The organism is Streptomyces pseudovenezuelae, from assembly GCF_029892565.1.
GTDB classification, from domain to species: Bacteria; Actinomycetota; Actinomycetes; order Streptomycetales; family Streptomycetaceae; genus Streptomyces; species Streptomyces pseudovenezuelae_A.
Map to the genome: position 1 here is coordinate 1 of NZ_JARXVH010000049.1, position 20,414 is coordinate 20,414.

Consider the following 20,414-nt stretch of genomic DNA (forward strand, 5'->3'; position numbering starts at 1 on the left):
GGAAGCATGCCGGCCCGCGACCCGACGGCGGTCCAATAACCGCGTGGGACAAGGAGGCCAGTCGCGTTGGCATGTCAGGCTCAGGAACAGGCTCTGAGCGGATCTCGGCGGAGTTCGAGCGGATCCGCCGCGAGCTCGGGGATCTGCCCGGTGTGGTCTCGTCGTCCGCCCGGCTGAGGACGATGCTGCAGCACCTGACCAAGACGCTGCACCCCGGGGTGCTGAACGACTGCTTCTACCAGGCCGCCACCGCCATCTGCCGCAAGCGCGCCAAGGCCCTCGGCCGCCCCTTGCCGCTCCACAACATGTGTCTGCACTGTCCTACTGAGTTCGTCGGGTTGTTGTCGGGTGGTGGGTGAGGGTGAGTCCGGTGCCGGCGAGGCAGCCGTCGATGAGGTCGGGCCGGAGCTGGATATGACGCAGGCCCCGGCGCAGGGTGCGTTCGAGATGCTCGTCGTCGGTGAAGGCGGTGTTGGCCAACGGGCCGCGCCGTAACAGCGACCAGATGCCCTCCACCGGGTTCAAGTCCGGTGCATAGGAGGGCAGTTGCACGACGGTGAGCCAGTCATGTGCGGCCGCGTACTCACGCATCCCGGCCGCCCGGTGGACGTTGAGATTGTCCCAGATCAAGACGATGGGGGCGCCGAGCTGGATGTGGGCGCGGACGACCAGGTCGCGGTAGTCACGCCAGGAGAAGCTGTCGCGTCCGGTGCCCTTGTGCTTGCGGTGGCGGCGCGTCCGGTAGATCAGCCGGGACGCCTCGCCCGGCCGGTAACAGCACATGGCCGCGATCGACCAGCGGCGCCAGGACCGGCCCCGCACCCGCACCACCGGCGTCTGCCCACGCCGGGCCCAGGTGCGGGCCCGTGGCGGCGTCATCGAGAACCCGGCCTCGTCCTCGAAGACGACAAAGGCCCCCAGCGCCGCCGCAGTCATTCCGCCTGCGGCCACACGTCCTTCTTCCACAAGCCCACCGCGCCCTCGTCGCGTTCCATGGCCCGGCGGGCGGGAGACTGCCAGGACCAGCCGTGGCGGTGCAGCAGCCGCCATACCGCCGCCATCGAGCAGTCGATCCGGAACCTGAAGGCGATCAGGACTCTGATCCGGGCCAGGGTCCACCGCTGGTCCTCCCAGCCGTGCTCGGCGGGGCCGAGGGCCAACTCCTTCTCCAACTCGGCGAACTGGTCGTCAGACAGCTTGGACAGTTTCGGCGGCCCCGCGGTGGCGAGGGCATCCATCCCGCCTTCCCGCCAGGCTCGCCGCCAGCGTTCCACCGACCGCTCACTCACCCGCAGATCCCTCGCGATCACCGAGCTCTTCTCGCCGCGGGCGAACCGCTCACCCGCCTCGTACCGGATCCGCTCACGAAACTCTCGCCGCTCGGCGGTCAATCCGCCGCCCTGCGCGTACCGCATACCACCGGCCTACCGCAGGGATCAGCACCCGACAACAACCCGAAGAGATCAGTAACGCCCACCGGTCGGCGGTGCACTTGCCCCGGCTCACCACGGCACGGGACCAGACACTGTCGGTGCTCGGCATGCCCAAGAAGGAACGCGAGACTCTGCCCCGGCTGCAGGTGATCGCCCTGACCGACTACGCCACCGAACTCGACGAACTCATCGAGGGCATCACCACGGACGGCACCAAGGAAGGCGCGAGGTCGGCGTGAACGACGAGACACGGCTGCGCATCCGGCACACCTTCGACCGGCTCTCGACCAGTGACAGAGCGCCAACTGACATCGACCGGGCGCTGATGGAAGCGTTCGAGCGGCTGATGTATGGGCTGCCCGAGCTCACCGACGGCAAGATCACGGCTGTGAATCTGTGCACCGAGGCCGGTGTGTCCCGCGCCTCCTACTACCGCTCGCCGGTGGCACAGGCGGTGAAGGAGATCCTGGAGGCGCCGCAGACCCGCCGCCCGGAACCGGAGGAGCTGCGAGCGGAGGTATCCCGGCTGAGGAAGGCAGAGCGTGAGCTTCGCCGCGAATACGCCTCTGAGGTCCGCGAGTTGAAGGACACCGTCGCTACCTACGCCAACCAGATACAGCTTCTCGCACTGCGCAACGCCGACCTTGAGGCGCAGAATGCTCGCTTGGTCGAGCAGCTCAGGCAGGGCGGGGCGAAGATCACTCCCCTTCATCCACCATCAGGCCAGTCCGCTGAGTGAGGTTGCGCTGCCTTTCGCAGTGTGGGGCGGGCCTCATGTGAGGGCTGCGGCTCGTGTCCTGAGTTCTTGGGCTTCGGCCATGTCCGGGAAGCGGCGTAGGCGTACGCGCATGTCCCGAATGGCGCTGCGGACCTTAACGGAACGGACCCCCTCGGCGCAGTCGAGGAAGTCGGACCAGGTCGACATGGCGCCGTCGACGTTGCCTTGGCGCAGACGTACGCCGCCGAGGTCGGCCAGGACGATGGCGCGGGTGCGGCGACGGTCGAGGCCATGGATGTCGAGGGCAAGGTGTAGGTGCTCTTCAGCGGCGGTGAGGTCACCGAGGCGGGTGTGGATCATCCCGGTCTCGTGGGCCCAGCGGCCGGGCGAGTAGTGGGCTGCCCATGAGTCTCCCGATCCGGTGGAGGGTTTCCCGATGGCGCTCTCGGCGAGGGCGAGGTGTTGGGTGGCAAGGGTGCGGTCGTCGTCCTGGGCGGCTGCGTTGGCGAGAGTCGCGTTGTAGTAGGCCACGGCGCGCGGGTTCTGTAGAGCCCGGCCGTAGTTCACGCAGGCTTCGCTGAGCTGGACGGCTTCGGCGCGGTAGCCGAGATCGATGCACTGGACGGCAAGCCCGCGGAGGGCGGTGCCGGCGAGTTCGGGGTCGCCGGCTTCGTCGGCGAGCCGGTAAGCGTGGGCGTAGTAGCCCTGGGCGACGCCCTGGAGCTCGGGGGTGTCGCCTTCGTCTTGGGCCATCCAGCCGGCGAGGTGAGTGAGCTGGGAAGTGGCGGCGAACAGTTCCCTACCGGTGGCCTCGGTGTATCTGCCGTTCAGCCAAGGTGCGACGTCCTCGGTGAGGTACCGCACGGCGAGGTGGCGGGCGTGGCCGCCACCGAGTTCGGAGGCGGAGTCACCGAGAGTCTTGACCATGACCTTGATGGCTTCGACCTCGCCCCGGCCGACCCGTACGGTGCTGGCCGACGTTCCGGTGACGCGGCGGGTGATGCTTTCGGGGTCGGGCAGGCCGAGGGCCGCGAGAGCGTAGCCGCTGGACGCGGTGAGGAAGTTCCGGCGGTCCACGTCGAGGTCGTTCCTTCCCAACTCAATGACTGAGGCCACGGTATCGGCGTGGGTCGGTGCTGGTGCGGCGGATTGCCGGATGGCGGTCGCTTCCGGGTCGAGATCGAGGACACGGGCGACGTGGGGCCACCAGTAGTCGGGCGTGCGTTCGCCGGTCATCCATTTGCGGGCGTACTGGCGGCCTATGCGGCCGGGCCCGCTGCCCTCTTCCTTGCCGACGGCTCGCGCCAGGTCAGTGGGGCCCCAGCCACGTTCCTCGCAGGCCGTGCGGATCAGGTTCGCGATGGCCTGGGCGTGCGGCCTACCCGTCATCTCGTCACCCCAACCCTGGACTACGCGGGCCTACGCAGGACTACATCCTTCCCCCTGCCGGGGTTCCGCACCCGGCGCTTGACTGAACATCGTCCGCCCCGAACTCGGTTTCTCCAACGTGAAGTTGGTCAAAGGCGGCTCCGGCTCTCGGCAGAGCACGGCCGTCGGGTCCCGGAGCCTTTCACCCGAGAGGACTGGGTGGGCCACCCGTGTCGGTGCGTGTGGCCCCAAGCCCGGCGGAGCCGGTGGCGAGCAGCCACCGGCGCTGCCGCAGCTGGCGCGACGCAGCCGGACGAGAGGAGGCCAGCGATGTCGTACGACCACTGAACCCGAGAGGTACAGGGGCGGGCCCTCCACGGTGGGCCCGCCCCGCTCTGGAAGGACTCGCGATGCCATCTGTGATCGACCGTTACGACCCCCTGGACCCCGAGATCCTGCGCGACCCGTACCCGGCTCTCGCGGAACTGCGGCTGTCTGAGCCGGTGTTCTGGCACGAGGGCATGGGCTCGTGGGCGCTGACCCGGTACGCGGACAGCGTGCGCGTGCTGCGCGACCACGCGACGTTCGCGCGCGACCCCCGGCGCACCGGCGGCATGGTGCCCGAGCCGTCCTTGAGCGTGCAGACGCTCGACCCTCCGCAGCAGAGCCGGGTCCGGTCCCTGTTCATGACCGCGCTGCGGGCCCAGGACCTGACCGGGCTCGAAGACCGTGCCCGCCTCCTGGTGCGCGAACGGCTCGACCAGCTGGCCGGTGCTGGCGCGTTCGATGTGATGGCCGAGATCGCGGTGCCGCTGTCCGTGGCGGTCGTGGCGGATCTGCTGGGTGTCGAGCCCCCGCCGTACGGGGAGTTCGCGGCGGTGTCGGACGCGATCATGCGGAGCATGGACGGCGGCCTCAACCCCTCGCTCATGGAGCCGGGACGGATCGCCCGCCAGCAGCTGAGCGACCTGGTCGATTCCTGGTTCGCGGCCTCGGCCCGGCCCGGTCTGCTCGCCCGGGTACGGCAGGCTACGGCGCCCGACGCCGACGCGCTCACCCGGCTGTACGTGAAGAACACGGCGCGGGTGATGTTCCAGGGCGGCTACAGCACGATGGCGGCCGCCGTCGGCAATGCCGTGCACACACTCCTCGCCCACCCGGAGGCCCTGCACCAGTTGCGGGACCGGGCACTGCTGGCCACGGGCGCGGATGAGCTGGTGCGCTTCGACGGGCCGGTGCAGGGCACCACGCGCACGGCGGTGCGCTCGTGCCGGATCGGCGGCGTCGACATCGCTCCGGGGCAGAAGGTCGTCCCCCTGTTCGCGGCGGCCAACCGCGACCCGGCCGCCTTCGCACGGGCGGACGAGCTGGTGCTGGACCGTACCCCGAACCGGCACCTCGGCTACGGGTGGGGGCCCCACTCCTGCATCGGGACGACCGTCGCCCAGACAGGGCTACACGCCCTGGTCACGGCCCTCAACGGCCACCCGGCCCGGCTGGCTCCCGCCGGCGACGGCGTACGGCGACGCACGGCGACCATGCGGGCCTTCGACACGCTGCCCGCCACCCTCCTCGGCTGATCCCTTCTCCGGCCCGTTGTCGCGCAACGCCGCCGGGGGCCATCACCCACGTCTTCAGGAGTCCGCAGTGCGCATCCTCATCGGCAACCACATCGATCCCTCCATCCGCGAGCGCCACGACATGCGGGCCTGGACGCAGCGCCTGCTGTGGTTCGCCCGCCCCGGTGACCTGCTCATCCTGTGCTGCGAGCCGGACACGGCGTTCGTCGACTACGCCCTGGCCCATACCGGCGTGAAGCGCGAGGAGTTGACTGTGCTGGCCGCCCCAGCCGGAGCGTGGGGCGACCGGCTGCTCGACCCCGCCTCTCTGACCGTGCCCGCGTTCGTGGAGCAGGTGCGGGCCGCGCTCGACCCGGCCGGGGCCGACACGGTCACGGAGGTGTTCGCGCTGTGGCCGTCGGCCGCCGTAGCCCGGCTCGCCGACGCTCTGGACGTGGCCGACCGTTTCCCTGGCGCACTCTTCTTCGGGCAGGGCGGCGGGGAGATCGGGAACAACAAGGCGAACTTCCGAGCCCTGGCGGCGGCGGCCGGGGTGCCGATCCTGCCGGGCCGGATCTGCCGCAGCCTCGCCGAAGCGACCCAAGCGACCAGCGCACTGCTGAAGGACTCCGAATCCGGGGCCGTCGTGGTCAAGCAGGCCCACAACGGGGCCGGTGTCGGCAACCAGCTGCTCGTACGCGATGCGCAGATGGCCGTGGACCATGTCGGGGCTCGACACCTGCACCACCTGGCCCCGGGCCCGGACGGCATTGCCGCGTACTGGGCCGAGCGGTGGCCGTGGGCGAGCGGCGAGGGCCGGTGGCCGGTCGTCGTCGAGGAGTTCGCGCCGGGCGCCGCCGCGGTGTACTCCGAGCACTACGCCTCCGACGCGGGCACCCGGCCCACCGAGACGGGCCGCCTGCTCTACGTCGGACGACGCCTGAGCCACCAGGTCGTGCCGCTCGACGGCGTCACCGAGCCGGTACGGACGGCACTTCTGGACGGCGGCACCCGACTGGCTGACGCGTACCGAGCGTTCGGCTACCGCGGGCACCTGAGCGCGGACGCCCTGGTCCTGCCCGACGGGGCCGTGGTGTTCACAGAGGTCAACGCCCAGGTCTCTGGAAGCCTGCACATCTACCAGTCGATCGCCCACGGCATCGTCGACGTCGCCGCCGAACCGGCCCGGCAGGTGGTCGAGTACCACGTCCCGCCGACCTGGGCAGTGCCCTCCTTCACCGCCTTCCTGGCCGCGCTCGACGAGCTGGGTCTGGCGTACGACCCGGCCACCCGGACCGGGGTGATCGTGTCGATGCCCGCCATCCCCCTGGTCCCCGGGGAGCCGGTGCAGTTCGTGTTCTGCCTCGCCTACAACCCCGCCGAGGGCCACGCGGGCGCGTTCGCCCGGCTCGACGCGCGGTTCGCGAACGTGCCCGCCGGCACCTACGACGCCAGCCAGCACATCGGCACCGGCGCCATTTCGTTCTCCTCCTGACCGGGAGCCCACCCATGACCACCACCTCGCGCACCGCGGCGGCCGAGGCCGCCCAGCTCCGCCCCACCTTCGACTCCGGCCGGCTGGCCGCCGAACTCGCGGCCGTCACCGCCCACACCTGGAACGTGCAGCGCACCCATACCTACGGCGGCCAGGTCGGCCAGCCCGCCGCGATCGACTGGCGGGTCCTGCCCCTGCGGAGTCTCGGCGGTGATCCGGAGCGCACCGACCCGGGCGGCCCCGGACCGGAGCCGTTCAAGGCGACGCGCTGGCTCGACCAACTGCCCTACCTCGCGGAGGTCCTGGATTCCATCCCAGCCCCGCTGAACGCGGTGCGGCTGATGGCGCTGGGGCCCGGCGCTGTCTCGAACCCGCATTGCGACCCCAAGTACCGCCTGGACCGCGGCATCGTGCGCCTACACATCCCCGTCGTCACCGACCCGGGCGCCGTGCTGGTCCTGGACGACGTCGAACACTGCTGGCAGCCGGGCACCTGCTGGTACGGCGATTTCTCCCGCGAGCACCTGGTGCGCAACACCAGCCAGACGGTGACCCGGGTCCACGTCGTGGTCGACGCCCTGCTCACCGTCGAACTCGCGGCCTGGTTCCCGGACTCCTGGCAAGACCTTCTCACCCGTGGCGAGGTCCTCCTCAATCACACCGCCCCTGCCCAGGCTCCCGCCTGGCCCGCCGGGCTGCCGTACGAGGCGCTGCTGCCGTCCGGGTTCGCGGACTTCGATGCGGCGACCCCGCTGGACGGCTCCCTCATCCCCGCTCGCATCGACCGCGGCGCCGACGACGTCCTCGCGTTGACGATCGCCGGGCGCGCCTTCGCCCTCGTCTCGGTCGACGACAGCGAGTTCCGGTTCTCCGGCTGGAGCGAGCAGCGCACTCTCCAGCCGGACAGCGACGGCACCGGCCTGACTCTGCGGGTCCGCCGTGGCCGCGTGCTCGCCGACCGGCACGTGACCGCAGCCCCCCGTACTCCCTGACCTGCTCCGCCCGCCCGAGAGGAACACCGATGCCCCGCCTGAACAGTCACGACGACTTCACCCCGCTCAAGGAGGTCATCGTCGGGTCCGCCGCCAACTACGTGGGACACGACCGCGACGTCTCGTTCGAGCTGTTCCATCACGAGAACCTGAAGGGCTTCCGGTCGGACTGGGCCTATCCGCGCCTGACCCGGGCCGCGGCCGGCCACCGGGAGAGCTGGACCATCAAGGCGCGGTACGCGCAGGAGCTGCACGAGGACGTGGAGGCCCTGGCGGCCACGCTCGCCGGGCTCGGGGTCGCCGTGCACCGGCCGTTGCCTCTTCCCGCGGACGCGGCCCCGATCGCGGGCCTGGGCTGGGCGGCCGCCCCGACCCCGGCGCTGAACATCCGCGACAACACGCTGATTCTTGGCGACGAGATCATCGAGACGCCGCCCGCGATCCGCTCCCGCTACCTGGAGACCCGCCTGCTCGCCCCCGTCTTCACCGCCTACTGGGAGGCCGGCGCACGGTGGACGACGATGCCCCGCCCCACCCTCACCGACAACAGCTTCGACCTGTCGTACGCGCGGGACACCGCGACCACCCTGGGCGGGCCGACGGAGGCCATCGACGACCCGCGGCCGAGCCCGTACGACGTCGGCGTGGAGATGATGCTGGACGGCGCGCAGGTGCTGCGGCTGGGCCGCGACCTGGTCGTCAACGTCGCGCAGGAGAACCACGCCCGGGGCGCGGAGTGGCTGGAGAGGCACCTCGGCCATGAGTACCGCGTGCACCAGGTGTGGCGGATGGCGGACAACCACATCGACAGCATGGTGCTCGCCCTGCGCCCCGGGGTGTTCCTGGCCCGGCACGACGGCATCCGGGACCTGATGCCCGAACCGCTGCGCTCGTGGCGCTACATCGTGCCGCCGGAGCCGGACCCAGGCACGTTCCCGGTCTACGACGACTACGAGGACCTGGTCCTCACCAGCCCCTACATCGACCTCAACGTGCTCTCGGTCGACGAGCACACGGTGCTGGTCAACGAGGAGTGCACCGGCCTGGCCAAGCTGCTGGAGACCGAGGGCTTCGACGTGGTGCCCGTACGCCACCGGCACAGGAGGCTGTTCGGGGGCGGGTTCCACTGCTTCACCCTGGACACCCGCCGCACCGGCGGCTTCGACGACTACCTGTCGTGACCCTCCCGGGCGTGCTGCTGCTGGACGGGGCCGGCCCCGAGGCGGGTCTCCTCGCCGCGGCGGCCGCCGCCCGGGGACACCAGGTCCACGCCGCGACCACCGCCGCGGGGTATGCGGACTACGGGCCGGAGTTGAAGGGTCTGCTGGCCGGGCGGGTCGTCACCGACTTCGCCCGGCCCGACCGGGCCCTCGACGAGATCGCCTCGTACGCCCGCCGCCGCGGCGTCGGCGCAGTGCTGACCGTTAACGAGTACCTGACCGAGCTCGCCGCGCGCCTCTGCGCCGAGCTGGGGGTGCCCGGCAACGACCCGGGCCGGGCGCGGGCGGCCCGGGACAAGGCCGCCATGGCCGAGGCGTTCGCGGCGGCCGGGGTGCGCGCCCCGTACACGGTCCTTGTCCGGGACAAGGCCGGGCTGCGGTCTGCGCTGGCGGACCCGCGGGTCGGTTTCCCGTGCGTCATCAAGCCGCTGTCCGGGGCGGGTTCCGCTGGCGTCACGGTGGTGAGCGGCTCGGCTGGTGCGGCTGCGGCCGCCGACGCCGCCCGGGCGGCGGTCGGCATGTACGACGTTGGCGGCAACCCGCGCGTCCTGGTCCAGGCGTACGCCGCCGGGACGGAGTACAGCGTCGAGTCCCTCACGCAGGACGGCGCCACGACGCACCTCGCCGTGACCCGCAAGCAGGTGACCGGCGGTCCGAAGAGGGTGGAGACAGGGCACAGCCTGCCCGTCTCCCTGCCCCCGGCCGTGGAGGCGGCCGTGTACCAGGAGGTGGAAGCCGCGATCCGGGCGGCCGGTATCCGTCACAGCGCCTCGCACACCGAGGTCATCGTCGGAGGGGACGGACGGTGCGCAGTCATTGAGATCGGCGCCCGCCTCGCCGCCGGGCAGATCGGGGTCCTGATCCAGCACGCCCTGGGCATCGACGTCTGGGCGGCGCTGCTCGACGTCGCCCTCGCCCGCCCGGCCGCGCTCGACCCCACCGCCTGCGGATACGCCACCGTGCGGTTCGTAACCAGCCCGCGCGCCGGACGGCTGACGTCTCTGTGCGGGTTCCCGAAGACGGGGCCGGGCGTGCCGTTCGTCCGCTGGCGGGCTGCGATCGGCGGCACGGTCGACGAGCCGGGCGCCAACGGGCACCGGTTGGGGTCGTTCGTGGTCACCGGCCCGGATGCCGCCGAGGTCGAGGGGCGGGCCGACGCGCTCCTGCGCCGGGTCCGCATCCGCGTCGAGCCGGCCCCGGAGAACACCGGTCAGGTCAGGCCGGCAAGAACCTCGGCCATCGCGCCGTAGCTCTCGCGGACCGCGTACGTCTTGGCCAGCCGGTGGCGCTCCAGGCGGATCGCGCCCAGGTGCCGGGCCTCGTAGACCCGCGCCCGCCACACCGCTGCGGGCGAGTGGTCCAGGGCGCCGTACGGCTCCCAGAACGCGGTCCGCTCGTCCTCCTTGGCCGTCACCATACGGATGGTCCAGTCGGCTGCCGGATCACCGAACAGGCAGCGATCGAAATCCAGCACGCCGGTGATCACCGGCTCGGGGGCCGCCGGGTCCAGCAGGGCGTTGACGGTCCACAGGTCCCCGGTCAGCAGCCTGGGTTCGGCGACCTCGTCGAGCACGGCGCTCTCGTGCGCGGCCACCGCGGCGACCTTCCGCACATCGGCAGCGTCCAGGCCGGCGTTGTCCAGATCGGCGGCGATCTCCTCCAGCGAAGTGATCACCGCCTCGCTCCAGGTGGCGTACCCCGGGCCGTCGACGGGTCCGAAGTGCGGTCCGCCCACATCGTGCACGGACCGGGCGATGCTGCCCAGCTGCCGGAAGAACGCCGGCCAGGCCGTACGGGGATAGTCGCCGAGGCGCTCGGGAGCCGGGACTCCGTCGAGGAGACTCTGCACCATCCAGTCCCGGCCGATCACCTCGTGCGACCAGTCCGCCGCGATCACCTGCGGCATTAGCGGCGCAATCACCGCGAGGTAGGGCACGGATGCGTACTCGTTGCGCATCAGCTGCCGCTCGGACCGGAACTGCCGGGCGGGCTCCGGGGCGACCCGGAGGATCACGGGCGGCCCCTGTCCGGCCACCGTTACGCGATAGACGTTGTTGTACATGCCCGCGCCCAGCTCGACGGCGGCGGTGACCCGTGCACCGGCGCCGAAGACGCGGCGGAAGACCTGCTGAATCTCGTCGGCGGTCACCGACTGCTGGAACGTGCCGGAAGCGCGGTTGATCGGCCGGAATTCCATCTGACGCCTCCGAACTTGTCCGTGGGCAACCTGAACCGCCCTGGGCCGTGCTGAGGTTGATGCTAGCCGTGCCGTCACGCTGCCAGTGAGTAGCTTCGCCGTGAGACACCTGGGCGTTGAAACAGGTTGACAGACCGCATAACGCCGTGGTTGTGCCAGTAGACGCAGGGGAGGCCGTCTTCGATGGGTCCGGCGTGCTCGTAAGCGTTCAGGGCGGCGCTGGCGGACCGGTCGGCGGCCTGGGCGGCACTGCGGCCACGGCGGCGCGCGCGGCGCTGCAACTCGCTGAAATGCAGGCGACCTTGGTGGGGCACGACGAGCTCGCCGTCCAGAACCAGGTCCTCATCGAGCTGCGCCGCGGCCTGGGTGATGTCCGGAAAGGCTGGGGGTCAGATCCGTGCCTCGACGGGACTGCATCCGGACCAGGTCGGCGCGTGGGAAGACAACAGCCCTGAAGCCGTCGGGCTTCTGCTCGAACGAAAGATCGCCGGGTAGTGCACTGTCGGGCGGCAGTTCCCGTTGGGATTCGGCGAGCATCGGCTCGATCGGAAGGGTCAAGACCACACCGCCACATCTACGCCGCACGGGCTCGCTACGTACGCTGAGTTGCGCCGAAAGGCCCGTTTCACCGGCCGTTGCGCGACCTGTTCCAGTCAGCTCGATTTTCGAGATAATGACCGTTCCATGGGGGACGTCGGGGGAGGCGCGGTGAGGACTGTTTTCCGGGAACGTCCTCCCTGGCTCGCCCGCGTAGGCGGCCCGGCTGTGCACGGCGCGGGTGTGCTCTTCGACCGAGACCTCGTGATGACTTGTGCTCACGTAGTCGGGGCGGCGCTTGCCATCGATGCCCGGCTTGCGGACCCGCCGTCCGGAGCGGTGGCTATTTCGCTTCCGCATGTGGGCGAGTCGGCAATTGGACGGGTGGAGGTCTGGGTCCCTCTGGCGGCGGACGGTGCCGGCGATGTGGCGGTACTCAGGCTGGACCGACCGGTGACTGGAACGCCGGCGCCCCTGCGTGCCCCGACGGCCACGGCGGGCCACCCGTATGTGATCCAGGGCTTTCCGGGCGGGCGGGACTTCCCGGCTGAGGCGAGTGGACGGCTCGGCGGACGGGCCGGACCGCACTGGGTGCAGCTGAACGATCCCGGTACTACCGGATTCCCAGTGGATCACGGATTTTCCGGTGCACCGGTGTGGGACGAGACGCTCGAAGCGGTCGTAGGGCTGGTGGTCGCCCGTGAAAATGATCCCGCTCTTCGAGTTGCCCATATGATCCCGCTGGACGAGGTCGTTCGCCTCTGGCCTCCGTTGCGGACCAGGACCGGCTTCCGGCTCGATCTCGACGACTCTTTCGACAGCCACTGGCTGCCGCGGGCGCGGGGCATGGACCCGTACGAGCCCGCTGCGGCCCCAGAGACCGGCTACTTCACCGGTCGCACGCGGGCGCTGTCCGAGCTGGCCGAGTGGCTCAACGCGCCGCCCGCGTCCGACCGCAGAATCCGTGTCGTCACGGGCAGCCCCGGAAGCGGCAAGAGTGCCGTCCTCGCGCGCACGGCCCTGCTGGCAGACCCCCTGACCCGGCAGCTCGTCCACGCGCAGCAGCCCGAACGCGCCGTGCCGCTCCCCCGCCCGGGCTGCATCGACGTCGCCGTCCACGCCCGGGGCAGGACTCTGGAAGAAGTCGTCCAGCAGGTCGCTGCCGCCGCCGGGGTCGAGGCGCAGGACCCAGTCGAACTGCTCCAGCAGCTGCACCGCCGCGGCACCCCCTTCACCGTGCTGCTGGACGCGCTCGACGAGGCGGCAGGGGACCACTCCACGCGTATCGTGTCACTGCTCGGCAGGATCGCGGCGGACCCCGCACGGCACGGATTCCGCGTATTGGTCGGCACCCGGCAGGGCGCTCGTGGCGCGTCGGCGGGCGCCCTGTTCGCCCGGTTGGCCAATCGGTTGGTCATCGATCTGGACAGCACCGTGCGCGACTCGCGCACCGGTCTCGGATATCTGGAACTCGCCGATGTCGAGGCGTTCGTAGCGCGGCGGCTCGGCGAGACGGGGCGAAACGGGCTGGCCCGCTCAATCTCCGTCCACGCAAACGGGAACTTCCTGATCGCCCAGCTGGCAAGCGCTGCCGCGTTGGCCGCGGCGGACGGCGGAGACGCCTCCTGGGAAGCACTGCTGCCCACCAACCTTGGCGAAGCGGTCGACGGCTACCTGAACATCCGCTTCGGTGACCGCGCCGAGACCGTACGGGACCTGTTGACCGCCGTGGCCTTCGCCGAGCACCCCGGCTTCGGCGAGGGACAACTGTGGCTCTCCGTCGCCGAGGCCCTGACCTCGGCCCGGCACGCTCCGGCCGACCTTGCCCGGATGATCGCCTCCGCCGGGAGCTATCTCGTTGAGCAGACGACTGTCGAGCCACCCGCCTACCGGCTGTTCCACCAGGCTCTGGACGACACCTTCCGCGTGCAATACGGCGAACGTTTCCCCAGCCGAAACGGCCACCGCCTGGTGTACCGGGCCCTGCTTGAGCAGGTGCCGGCCTACCCGGACGGAACATTGCGTTGGGAGAGGGCGGAGGAGTACCTGCGGGTGAACATGGCCGTCCACGCGGTGGCCGCCGGATGCCTCGACGACCTGGTGCAGGACGTCCGCTACCTCGTCACCGCGCCCCCCGAGCGCCTGCTGCCGCACCTCGGACACGTCACCTCCGGGGCGGCGCGGGCGGCCGCGTTCGTGTACCGGCGCGCCAGCCACCAATTCGCCGATGGGGACCACTCCGGACGGGCGGCCGTCCTGGCACTGGTGGCTCGCCAGACCGGCTTTCCGGACCTGGCAGAGCAGGCCGAGGCACACTTCTCACCGACCTGGTCGGGATGGCCCGTGCGGTGGGACCCTGAGGGCGCCGAGCAGACGGTTGCCCAGCTCTCCGAGACCTACTCGACGGCCCTTTGGTTCGACCCGGAGGGAAACCCTGCCGCGTGGTTCTCGGGCGAGCTGTGGCGCACGCATGGCTATCTGCTGCAACGCGACGACGGCATACCGGAAGACGGTCCCCGCCACGACATCTTCCATGCGCATGCCATCCACGTGCACGACGACGGCAGCGAGACCGCCCTCTCCCTGACCGGAGAGGGCGTACTCCAGCACTGGTCGCTCACAGCCGGCGTACAGCTGCTGGGCGAACTGACCCTGGAGGGCATGGGATTCACGATGCTCGGGGCCGCGGGGCTCGCCGTGGACGCCGACGGCAGGCTGCTCGGCGTCGCCGCGGCCAACGGCGTGATCCATCTGGTCGACATGAGTGGCGACAATCCGCGCCTGCTCGATCGCGTCGCCGCGGAGGATCTGGAGCCCCTGCGAACGAACAGCGTCACCATCGCCAACCCGAACGGGGTGGTCCACGTCGCCTGGTTCGAGACCGTGACCGTGGAGGGCGAGAGCACCGTCCGGGTCCAGCTGGCCCGGGTCGCCGCGGACCGGCTGGTCAGCTGCGGAACACCACTCGCGGGCCACGCCTTCAACCCGGAAGTGGTGCGGTTCCTGACCCGCCCGGACGGCACGCTGCTCCTTTTCGCGGCCTCGGGAGACACCGTGACCCTGTCCGAAGTCACCCCCGACGGCCTGTCGGCGCTCCCCGTCCCCCTCCTGGACCAGCCCGTCACCGCCGCCACAGGAATCGTGCTGGCGGACGGCCGCAGCATCGCCGCCTTCGGTGACTCCGGCGGCATGCTCTCGACCTGGGAGGTGGGCGAGGCACTCACTCCGATCGGCATGCCCAGGGTCGGACATGAGTCAGGTGTCAAGAATCTGGCCCTCGGCGTGGACCCGACAGGCGACCTCGTGCTGCTTTCGCACGCCGGAGCGGGCTTACTCGCCGCTAGCAGCGGCGCGGAGGTGCGGCTCTGGAAGGTTGGCTTTCTCCCTCCCGAGCCCATGCTTCCGCCCGACCCCATCGGCGCCCCGCTCTACCCGCTCGCGATGCTCTCCGTGGGCGACGAGCAAGTGGTCGCCCTGACGGAGAGCAGCGACCGCCCCTTCACCGTCCTGCTGGTCACCGAGGACTCACTTTTCGCCCTCGCGTCCGAGGCGCCCCACCCCGTGTTGCTGGGCTATGGCCGGCTCCTGGCCGTGGCCTATGCGGCCACCCCGGGCGTTCTGGTAGTGGGCAGACTTGACTCCCGGATGCTGCAGGTGTGGCGGGCGGGGGAGAACGGCCTGTCCCAATTCACCTGGGTCACATTGAACACCACGGGTCTAAGTCGCGACACGTCGCACCAGGTCAACGGCCCCCTGGCCATCACGGAGACCACTGACGGCAACGTGTTGATCGCGGCTGGCGACGCGAACGGCTTGGTGTGCCTGTGGTCCCTCAACCCCCAAGGCCGTCGGCGCGGCCTGGGCATCCCGCGTCGCCGAAGCCGCCACGATGCCGAGGAGATAGCGACGTTGGCACGCGGCACACGATCTGAAGCCGTCCCTCCCCAGCCGACTGAGCTGGTACCGCCTTCGGCCACCCCCTTCGCCATTCATCAGCTGACGTTCTACGCCAACGAGAAAGGGCATGTCCGGCTTCTGGGACTGAGTGGGCACACCCTGGTCCTCTGGGGACTGTCGGGCAGTGGTGAACTGCCCGTGCTGGACACTGTCTCGAACGTCGAAGCATTCGCCACGATGCCCCCGTTCGGTCTCGGAGGCGGCGCCGCAGAGCTCGTCCTCACCTACGCGGAGACCGACTTCGTGGGGGAACTCCGCGTCTACGAGAGTCTCGGGGAACGGCTCGCCCCGGTGAGCGAACCCTGGCCGGCACAGCTGGAGTTCAGATCCGAACTCGCCGTCGTCGCACGACCCGACGGCCATATCCTCGGCGCTGCCGGCGACCGCAACGGCCTTGTCCGGATCTGGCGGCAACATCGAGGCGGTACAGCGGACCTGGTCCTGTCCACGTACCTCGGCTCCGCGGTGGACGGGCTCCGCTGGACGCTGTCAGGCACTCTCGTCGCCATCTGCCGCTCCGGGATCCTCCGACTCACCGGCGACTGGTGACCGCAGGTTCCGCCGCCAGGTGACCGCCACCTTGAACTGCCCCTCCGCTGACGACGCGGCGAACACGGCACCCGCCTTGCCGGTCAGCTTCACGCTGAACTCAAGCTGCACCTCTTCCGGCGGCACCGCCAGGTTGGTCAGTTTCTCCAGAACGGCGCCGACAGCCGGACGCAACGGGTCCAGCGCCCGCTGGAACGTAACTGCTGCCCGGCCTGCAGTCTCACCTGGCTGCGCCGACACGCGCGTGTAGGTGTCGGACGACCCCGACGACTCCACTTCGACGTACACCGAGCCGCTGTCGTCATCCAACGCGAACTCCACAAGCTCCTTCACCAGGCTCACTGTCACTGGGCCCCCCTCCAGTCGTCAACCCTTCATCCCCCTTCTAAGGCGGGCAGGTCGCTGGAGGGGCACCGTCTGCGCCGTCGGGGCTTGGCGCCGGCAGCCAGGTGCACGCGGCCGTGGGTGACGAGGTGATCCCGCTTGCGGTGAAGCAGCCCCGCCACGGACGCGGGCGCTGCAAGCACCTCGGTCAGCTCCTCCTCACCGAGAAGGAGCACGAGCTCCTGTCCTCGGCACTTCGCCGCCTCTTCGATCACAGTGTCGGTGAACCCCGAAACACTGACGATCACACCGACGACCTGGGACGATGCCGCCCGCTGCAGCCGCAGGCGGACAGCATCCTAAACGTCCACGTCGGCTGGAGCGTTCTGCCACTTCGCCTCGATCAGATACCACACGTCGCCGTAACGTGCCACGAGGTCCGTCTGCCGCGGCGCCGCGATCCCCGCATCGCGGTCGACCCGGAGGTGCGCCTGCTGGAACAGCCGCTCCAGCAGCTGCTCGAACTTCCGGCCCCGGTGGTACGCGTTCGTCACGGCCCGCAGGCGCTCGAAGTCTGCCGACAGAGGTCCCCGTAGCATTGTCGCCCCTTCTTCCGGCCATCAAAAACAGTCGGAAGCAGAGTTCCACAAGGACGAGGCCCTCGTCGGACGCTCAGTAGCCGTACCCGGGTCTGCCCAGCAGGCCCGGCCTCGCTCGGGACCGCCGCCAAACCAGTCCCTCCACCCCTGACGCCGCCCCCTGGGGGCCGCCATTAGGTCTCAACTGACCGTGGAAGAACGTGGACGACCGATCCCTTCCGATGACTTTCTCTCGTCGACCTCCGAGGGGGAGGGCTCCTCGGAACGGACAACGGTCACGAGCATCCGAGACCTGCCCGCTCCGACCCGCAACCGCTTCCTCAGCGTTTCCGCCGAGATTGGCCTCTGGTACTCCTGCATGTGCCGAATGTTTTCCTCACGAGCACGCTCCAGAAGTTCTTCGTCGGGCAGCTCCGCATCCTCGTCTAGCTTGAGAGCCGCTTCCAAGAGGGGCTTCGTGTCTTCTTGGGGACTCTTGCCGATCTGGCTCTGCGATAGCGCCCCGTCATCTGAAAGTGGCTGGGCTTCTTCTGTAGACGGTTGCGTTCGCCCCGGACTGGTATTGCTGTCGGCGACGGGTGAATCGTGGCTCTTCCAAGATTTCCGTGAAGCCGGTCATGCTTCCGTGCGCCAGTGACGCTCCGTCATGGATGGCGGGATGCTCGATCAGTGTGAGGAGTTGCTGAAGACGGTCTTTCCGCACCTCGGCGGGGTGCTGGTGGAGCAAGTGGTGGCAGAGGGCGGTCTGTTACGGATCGTGGCGAGTACGGCATCGACGATCTCGGCGTCGTGCCCGGACTGCGAGATTCTGTCGAGACGTCGGCACAGCGGCTACGAGCGCCGACTCGCCGACGACGCAGTCGGCGGCCGGCGGGTGTCCATCACGCTGACCATCCGGCGCCTGTTCTGCGACAACCCGGGCTGCGCGAGAGTGACGTTCGCCGAGCAGGTTGATGGGCTGACCGTGCGTTACGGTCGGCGGACTCCGCAGCTCACGGGCCTGTTGGGCGCGATCGCGGTGGCCCTGGCAGGCCGAGCCGGTGAACGCCTGGCGGCCCGGCTGCCGGCTCCGGTCAGCGACACCACTCTGCTGAGCCTGGCCATGGCCCTGGCCGATCCGTACACACAGACGCCCCGGGTCCTCGGGGTCGATGAATTCGCCACCCGCAAGGGCCACAAGTACAGCACCGTGCTGGTCGACTGCGAGACCCACGCCCCCATCGACCTGCTGCCCGACCGGGAGTCGGCGACGTTCGCCGCCTGGCTCACCGACCACCCCGGAGTGGAGATCATCTGCCGCGACCGCGGCGGCGCCTTCGCGGACGGCGCCCGTGCCGGAGCCCCCGACGCCGTCCAGGTCGCCGACTTGTGGCACCTCTGGCACAACCTCGCCGAGGCCGTGAAGTCCCTGGTCAGCAAGCACAGTTCCTGCCTTCGCGAACCGGCCGCCGCCCCGGACTCACCTCCTGAAGTCCTGCACCCGCCGCTCTCCAACGCGGGCCGGCTGGCCGAGCGGGTCCAGCAGCACCACACCGCCGTGCACGACCTGATCGGCCAGGGCCTCACCATCCGAGCCGTCGCCCGCCGCCTGGAACTGTCCCGCAACACCGTCCGCCGCTATGCCCGCGCCGTCACCTGGGAGGAACTGGCCACCGGCCGCTGGCAGAACCTCCCCAGCACCCTGGACCCCCACAAGCCCTACCTCCACCGGCGTTGGAACGAGGGCCACACCAGTGCCGTGAAACTCCACGCCGAACTCTGTGAGCAGGGCTTCACCGGCTCCTACTCCGTCGTCCGCGACTACCTCCGCCGCTTCCGCCGCACGCCCGACGACGCCCCGCCCCCGACCCGGCCTCCTGGCATCCGCAAGGTCACCGGCTGGATCACCCGCAACCCCGACCGGATGGGCGACGACGACCAGCAGAAACTCAAGGACATCCTGGCCCGCTGCCCCGAACTCGAAGCAGCCACCGGACACGTCCGCACCTTCGCCGCGATGATGGCCATCCGCAGCGCGAGCCGCCTGCCCGAATGGATCGCCGCAGCCGGAGCGGACACCGCCATCGGCCTCCGCGGCTTCGCCGACGGCCTGCTCACCGACCTCGACGCCGTCGTCCTCGGCCTGAGCACGGAATGGAGTTCGGGCTGCGTCGAAGGCAGAGTCACGGACATCAAGCTCCTCAAACGCCAGATGGGCGGCAGAGCCGGACTACCCCTACTCCGCAAGCGCGTCCTGCTCGTGGCCGCCGACCGTCGGCAACACAGAGTCACACCCCAGGCAACTCACTGACCGGCTTCACGGAAATCTTGGAAGAGCCAGGATTCAGCCGCCGCCGACAGTATTGCTGATCGCTTGAAGCAAACCGGGGCCAACTTCGGCCCACCCGATGAGCAGCAGAGGGCCAACAGCATCGAAGGCAGCCTTCCCGAATTGATCATTCAGTAGCGGATCAGCCACGTTTAGTGCCAAGGTCATCAAGCTGGAGAGGACGAGTAGACGACGGGCGGGCCGAAGCATCTCGGGCGGAGCAGCATGAAGCGCCAGATACCGCGTTCCTAGCAGCAGCCCCATGACCGACAAGTCCACCGCCGGGGCCACCAGGGGAGCCACCCATGGTGGTACGCCCAGACGCAGTGCGAGGGTCCACACGTTCCCGAAGCCGAACAAGAACGTGAGACCAACAACCGCGGTCATGATCATGGTCACCGCTCGAAGCGTGATCTTCCGCTCAGCGGCAGTGCTCGATCGGCTCCCGTTCGAGTCCATCCCGCCCATCACAGCGCCCCGTCCCACGCTGCAGGCCGGAAACGTCCCTCCACGACGAGTCGCCCGATACCGATTGGACACCGCTGGTCGGACTTGCAACCATCTGCGTGTGCCCCCCCTTGAGGGTTGGAACCGGTGCGCATCCCGGGTGTTGAGTGTCTCCCCGACGACCATCTGCCACAGGACCTGCGGAACGGCAGGCTCTCGATCTCCACGAGCAGGCAGGACCTGCGTTGGCCTCGGCCCTCCGCCCGGTAGCCGAGCGGCAACCGGCCACCTGGCCACCGCTTGTGCTCGACCTTGGCCTGCGCCCCACCCTGTGTACGGTCCCCGATCAGGTGGCATTTCAACTCGACGAACGCCGTGTGCTGCTGCAGCCTTAGCCAGCCGTGGCTGGTTGTGGCGTCGACCTCCTGTCTGACCGACACCAGCGCGATCTCCAGATCCTGCATCTACCAGGCCCGGTGCCCAATCGCCCGGTCGGTGTACCTCATCCGGTCGAGCACGTACACCAGCACGTCGGTCCATCCCCCCGATCCTGCTGCGGTCCTTCCCTGCCGTCATGTGGCCAGCTCCATCGAGAATCTAATGGCACCTGTACGAACGGGCTCGGCGCCCCGCTCACCCTGGTCCTCTCCTCTGAGGTCGACCACCACGACATGGCCCCCCTGGTGGGTCTCATGACCCGGTCGGACACGC

At 69.8% G+C, this 20,414-nt stretch carries 17 protein-coding genes and 1 pseudogene; 11 read left to right on the plus strand and 7 right to left on the minus strand.

Translation table 11 applies throughout. The annotated features are described in order from the left end of the window. Positions 1-71 precede the first annotated feature (71 nt). Positions 72-359 carry a hypothetical protein gene (locus M2283_RS50910; protein WP_280883467.1) on the plus strand — a complete coding sequence of 96 codons (288 nt, stop codon included), beginning with the start codon at positions 72-74 and terminating at the stop codon, positions 357-359. Here the strand turns inward: M2283_RS50910 and M2283_RS52310 are convergent. Continuing rightward, a protein-coding gene (locus M2283_RS52310) for an IS630 family transposase (RefSeq protein ID WP_432423259.1) occupies positions 322-1,415 on the minus strand; the annotation gives its coding sequence in 2 pieces (ribosomal slippage) (positions 322-951 and positions 954-1,415; 1,092 coding nt in all). The genes M2283_RS50910 and M2283_RS52310 overlap by 38 nt on opposite strands. Positions 1,416-1,486: 71 nt before the next feature. Between M2283_RS52310 and M2283_RS50925 the strand changes: the two genes are divergently transcribed. Together M2283_RS50925 and M2283_RS50930 are read left to right on the plus strand one after the other, a co-directional pair. Further along, positions 1,487-1,672 (plus strand): hypothetical protein, encoded by a 186-nt coding sequence (locus M2283_RS50925; protein WP_280883469.1) that lies wholly within the window; start codon positions 1,487-1,489, stop codon positions 1,670-1,672. Then, positions 1,669-2,172, plus strand: coding sequence for a hypothetical protein (locus tag M2283_RS50930; RefSeq protein WP_280883470.1), 504 nt, complete (start codon positions 1,669-1,671; stop codon positions 2,170-2,172). Before M2283_RS50925 ends, M2283_RS50930 begins: the two co-directional genes overlap by 4 nt. Positions 2,173-2,205: 33 nt before the next feature. On the opposite strand, the gene M2283_RS50935 is transcribed toward M2283_RS50930, so the two are convergent. Beyond that, positions 2,206-3,540 (minus strand): tetratricopeptide repeat protein, encoded by a 1,335-nt coding sequence (locus tag M2283_RS50935; protein ID WP_280883471.1) that lies wholly within the window; start codon positions 3,538-3,540, stop codon positions 2,206-2,208. 389 nt (positions 3,541-3,929) lie between these two features. Here M2283_RS50935 and M2283_RS50940 point away from each other — a divergent pair, with 389 nt between their 5' ends. From M2283_RS50940 to M2283_RS50960, 5 genes are all read left to right on the plus strand, one after another. Then, entirely contained in the window at positions 3,930-5,099 is a 1,170-nt protein-coding gene (locus M2283_RS50940) for a cytochrome P450 (protein ID WP_280883472.1), read from the plus strand. 67 nt (positions 5,100-5,166) lie between these two features. Then, entirely contained in the window at positions 5,167-6,573 is a 1,407-nt protein-coding gene (locus M2283_RS50945; protein WP_280883473.1) for a peptide ligase PGM1-related protein, read from the plus strand. Between the two features lie 14 nt (positions 6,574-6,587). Then, entirely contained in the window at positions 6,588-7,565 is a 978-nt protein-coding gene (locus M2283_RS50950; protein ID WP_280883474.1) for an aspartyl/asparaginyl beta-hydroxylase domain-containing protein, read from the plus strand. A 29-nt stretch (positions 7,566-7,594) separates the two neighbouring features. Then, positions 7,595-8,746 (plus strand): glycine amidinotransferase, encoded by a 1,152-nt coding sequence (locus M2283_RS50955; RefSeq protein WP_280883475.1) that lies wholly within the window; start codon positions 7,595-7,597, stop codon positions 8,744-8,746. Beyond that, positions 8,743-10,035 carry an ATP-grasp domain-containing protein gene (locus tag M2283_RS50960; protein ID WP_280883476.1) on the plus strand — a complete coding sequence of 431 codons (1,293 nt, stop codon included), beginning with the start codon at positions 8,743-8,745 and terminating at the stop codon, positions 10,033-10,035. Before M2283_RS50955 ends, M2283_RS50960 begins: the two co-directional genes overlap by 4 nt. On the opposite strand, the gene M2283_RS50965 is transcribed toward M2283_RS50960, so the two are convergent. Together M2283_RS50965 and M2283_RS50970 are read right to left on the minus strand one after the other, a co-directional pair. Further along, positions 9,996-10,982: a phosphotransferase family protein gene (locus M2283_RS50965; RefSeq protein WP_280883477.1), complete on the minus strand. Its 987-nt coding sequence runs from the start codon at positions 10,980-10,982 to the stop codon at positions 9,996-9,998. The two genes, M2283_RS50960 and M2283_RS50965, sit on opposite strands and share 40 nt — an antisense overlap. Before the next feature lie 342 nt (positions 10,983-11,324). After that, positions 11,325-11,879, minus strand: a complete 555-nt coding sequence (locus M2283_RS50970) for a hypothetical protein (RefSeq protein WP_280883478.1) — start codon at positions 11,877-11,879, stop codon at positions 11,325-11,327. Here M2283_RS50970 and M2283_RS52315 point away from each other — a divergent pair. Further along, positions 11,787-12,149: pseudogene (locus M2283_RS52315) on the plus strand (trypsin-like peptidase domain-containing protein); the annotation flags it as partial. The gene M2283_RS50970 and the pseudogene M2283_RS52315 overlap by 93 nt on opposite strands. Positions 12,150-12,251: 102 nt before the next feature. Then, a complete protein-coding gene (locus M2283_RS50975; RefSeq protein WP_280883479.1) occupies positions 12,252-16,025 on the plus strand; it encodes an ATP-binding protein in 3,774 nt (1,257 codons plus the stop codon). On the opposite strand, the gene M2283_RS50980 is transcribed toward M2283_RS50975, so the two are convergent. Together M2283_RS50980 and M2283_RS50985 are read right to left on the minus strand one after the other, a co-directional pair. Then, on the minus strand, positions 15,966-16,358 hold the full coding sequence (locus tag M2283_RS50980) for a CU044_2847 family protein (RefSeq protein ID WP_280883480.1): 393 nt from the start codon (positions 16,356-16,358) through the stop codon (positions 15,966-15,968). The genes M2283_RS50975 and M2283_RS50980 overlap by 60 nt on opposite strands. A 350-nt stretch (positions 16,359-16,708) precedes the next feature. Continuing rightward, positions 16,709-16,948, minus strand: coding sequence for a hypothetical protein (locus tag M2283_RS50985; protein ID WP_280883481.1), 240 nt, complete (start codon positions 16,946-16,948; stop codon positions 16,709-16,711). A 658-nt stretch (positions 16,949-17,606) separates the two neighbouring features. Here M2283_RS50985 and M2283_RS50990 point away from each other — a divergent pair. Then, positions 17,607-19,238 carry an ISL3 family transposase gene (locus M2283_RS50990; protein WP_280883482.1) on the plus strand — a complete coding sequence of 544 codons (1,632 nt, stop codon included), beginning with the start codon at positions 17,607-17,609 and terminating at the stop codon, positions 19,236-19,238. Positions 19,239-19,271: 33 nt separating this feature from the next. On the opposite strand, the gene M2283_RS50995 is transcribed toward M2283_RS50990, so the two are convergent. Beyond that, complete coding sequence (locus M2283_RS50995) at positions 19,272-19,655, minus strand: hypothetical protein (protein WP_280883483.1); 384 nt, start codon at positions 19,653-19,655, stop codon at positions 19,272-19,274. Positions 19,656-20,414: the final 759 nt, after the last annotated feature.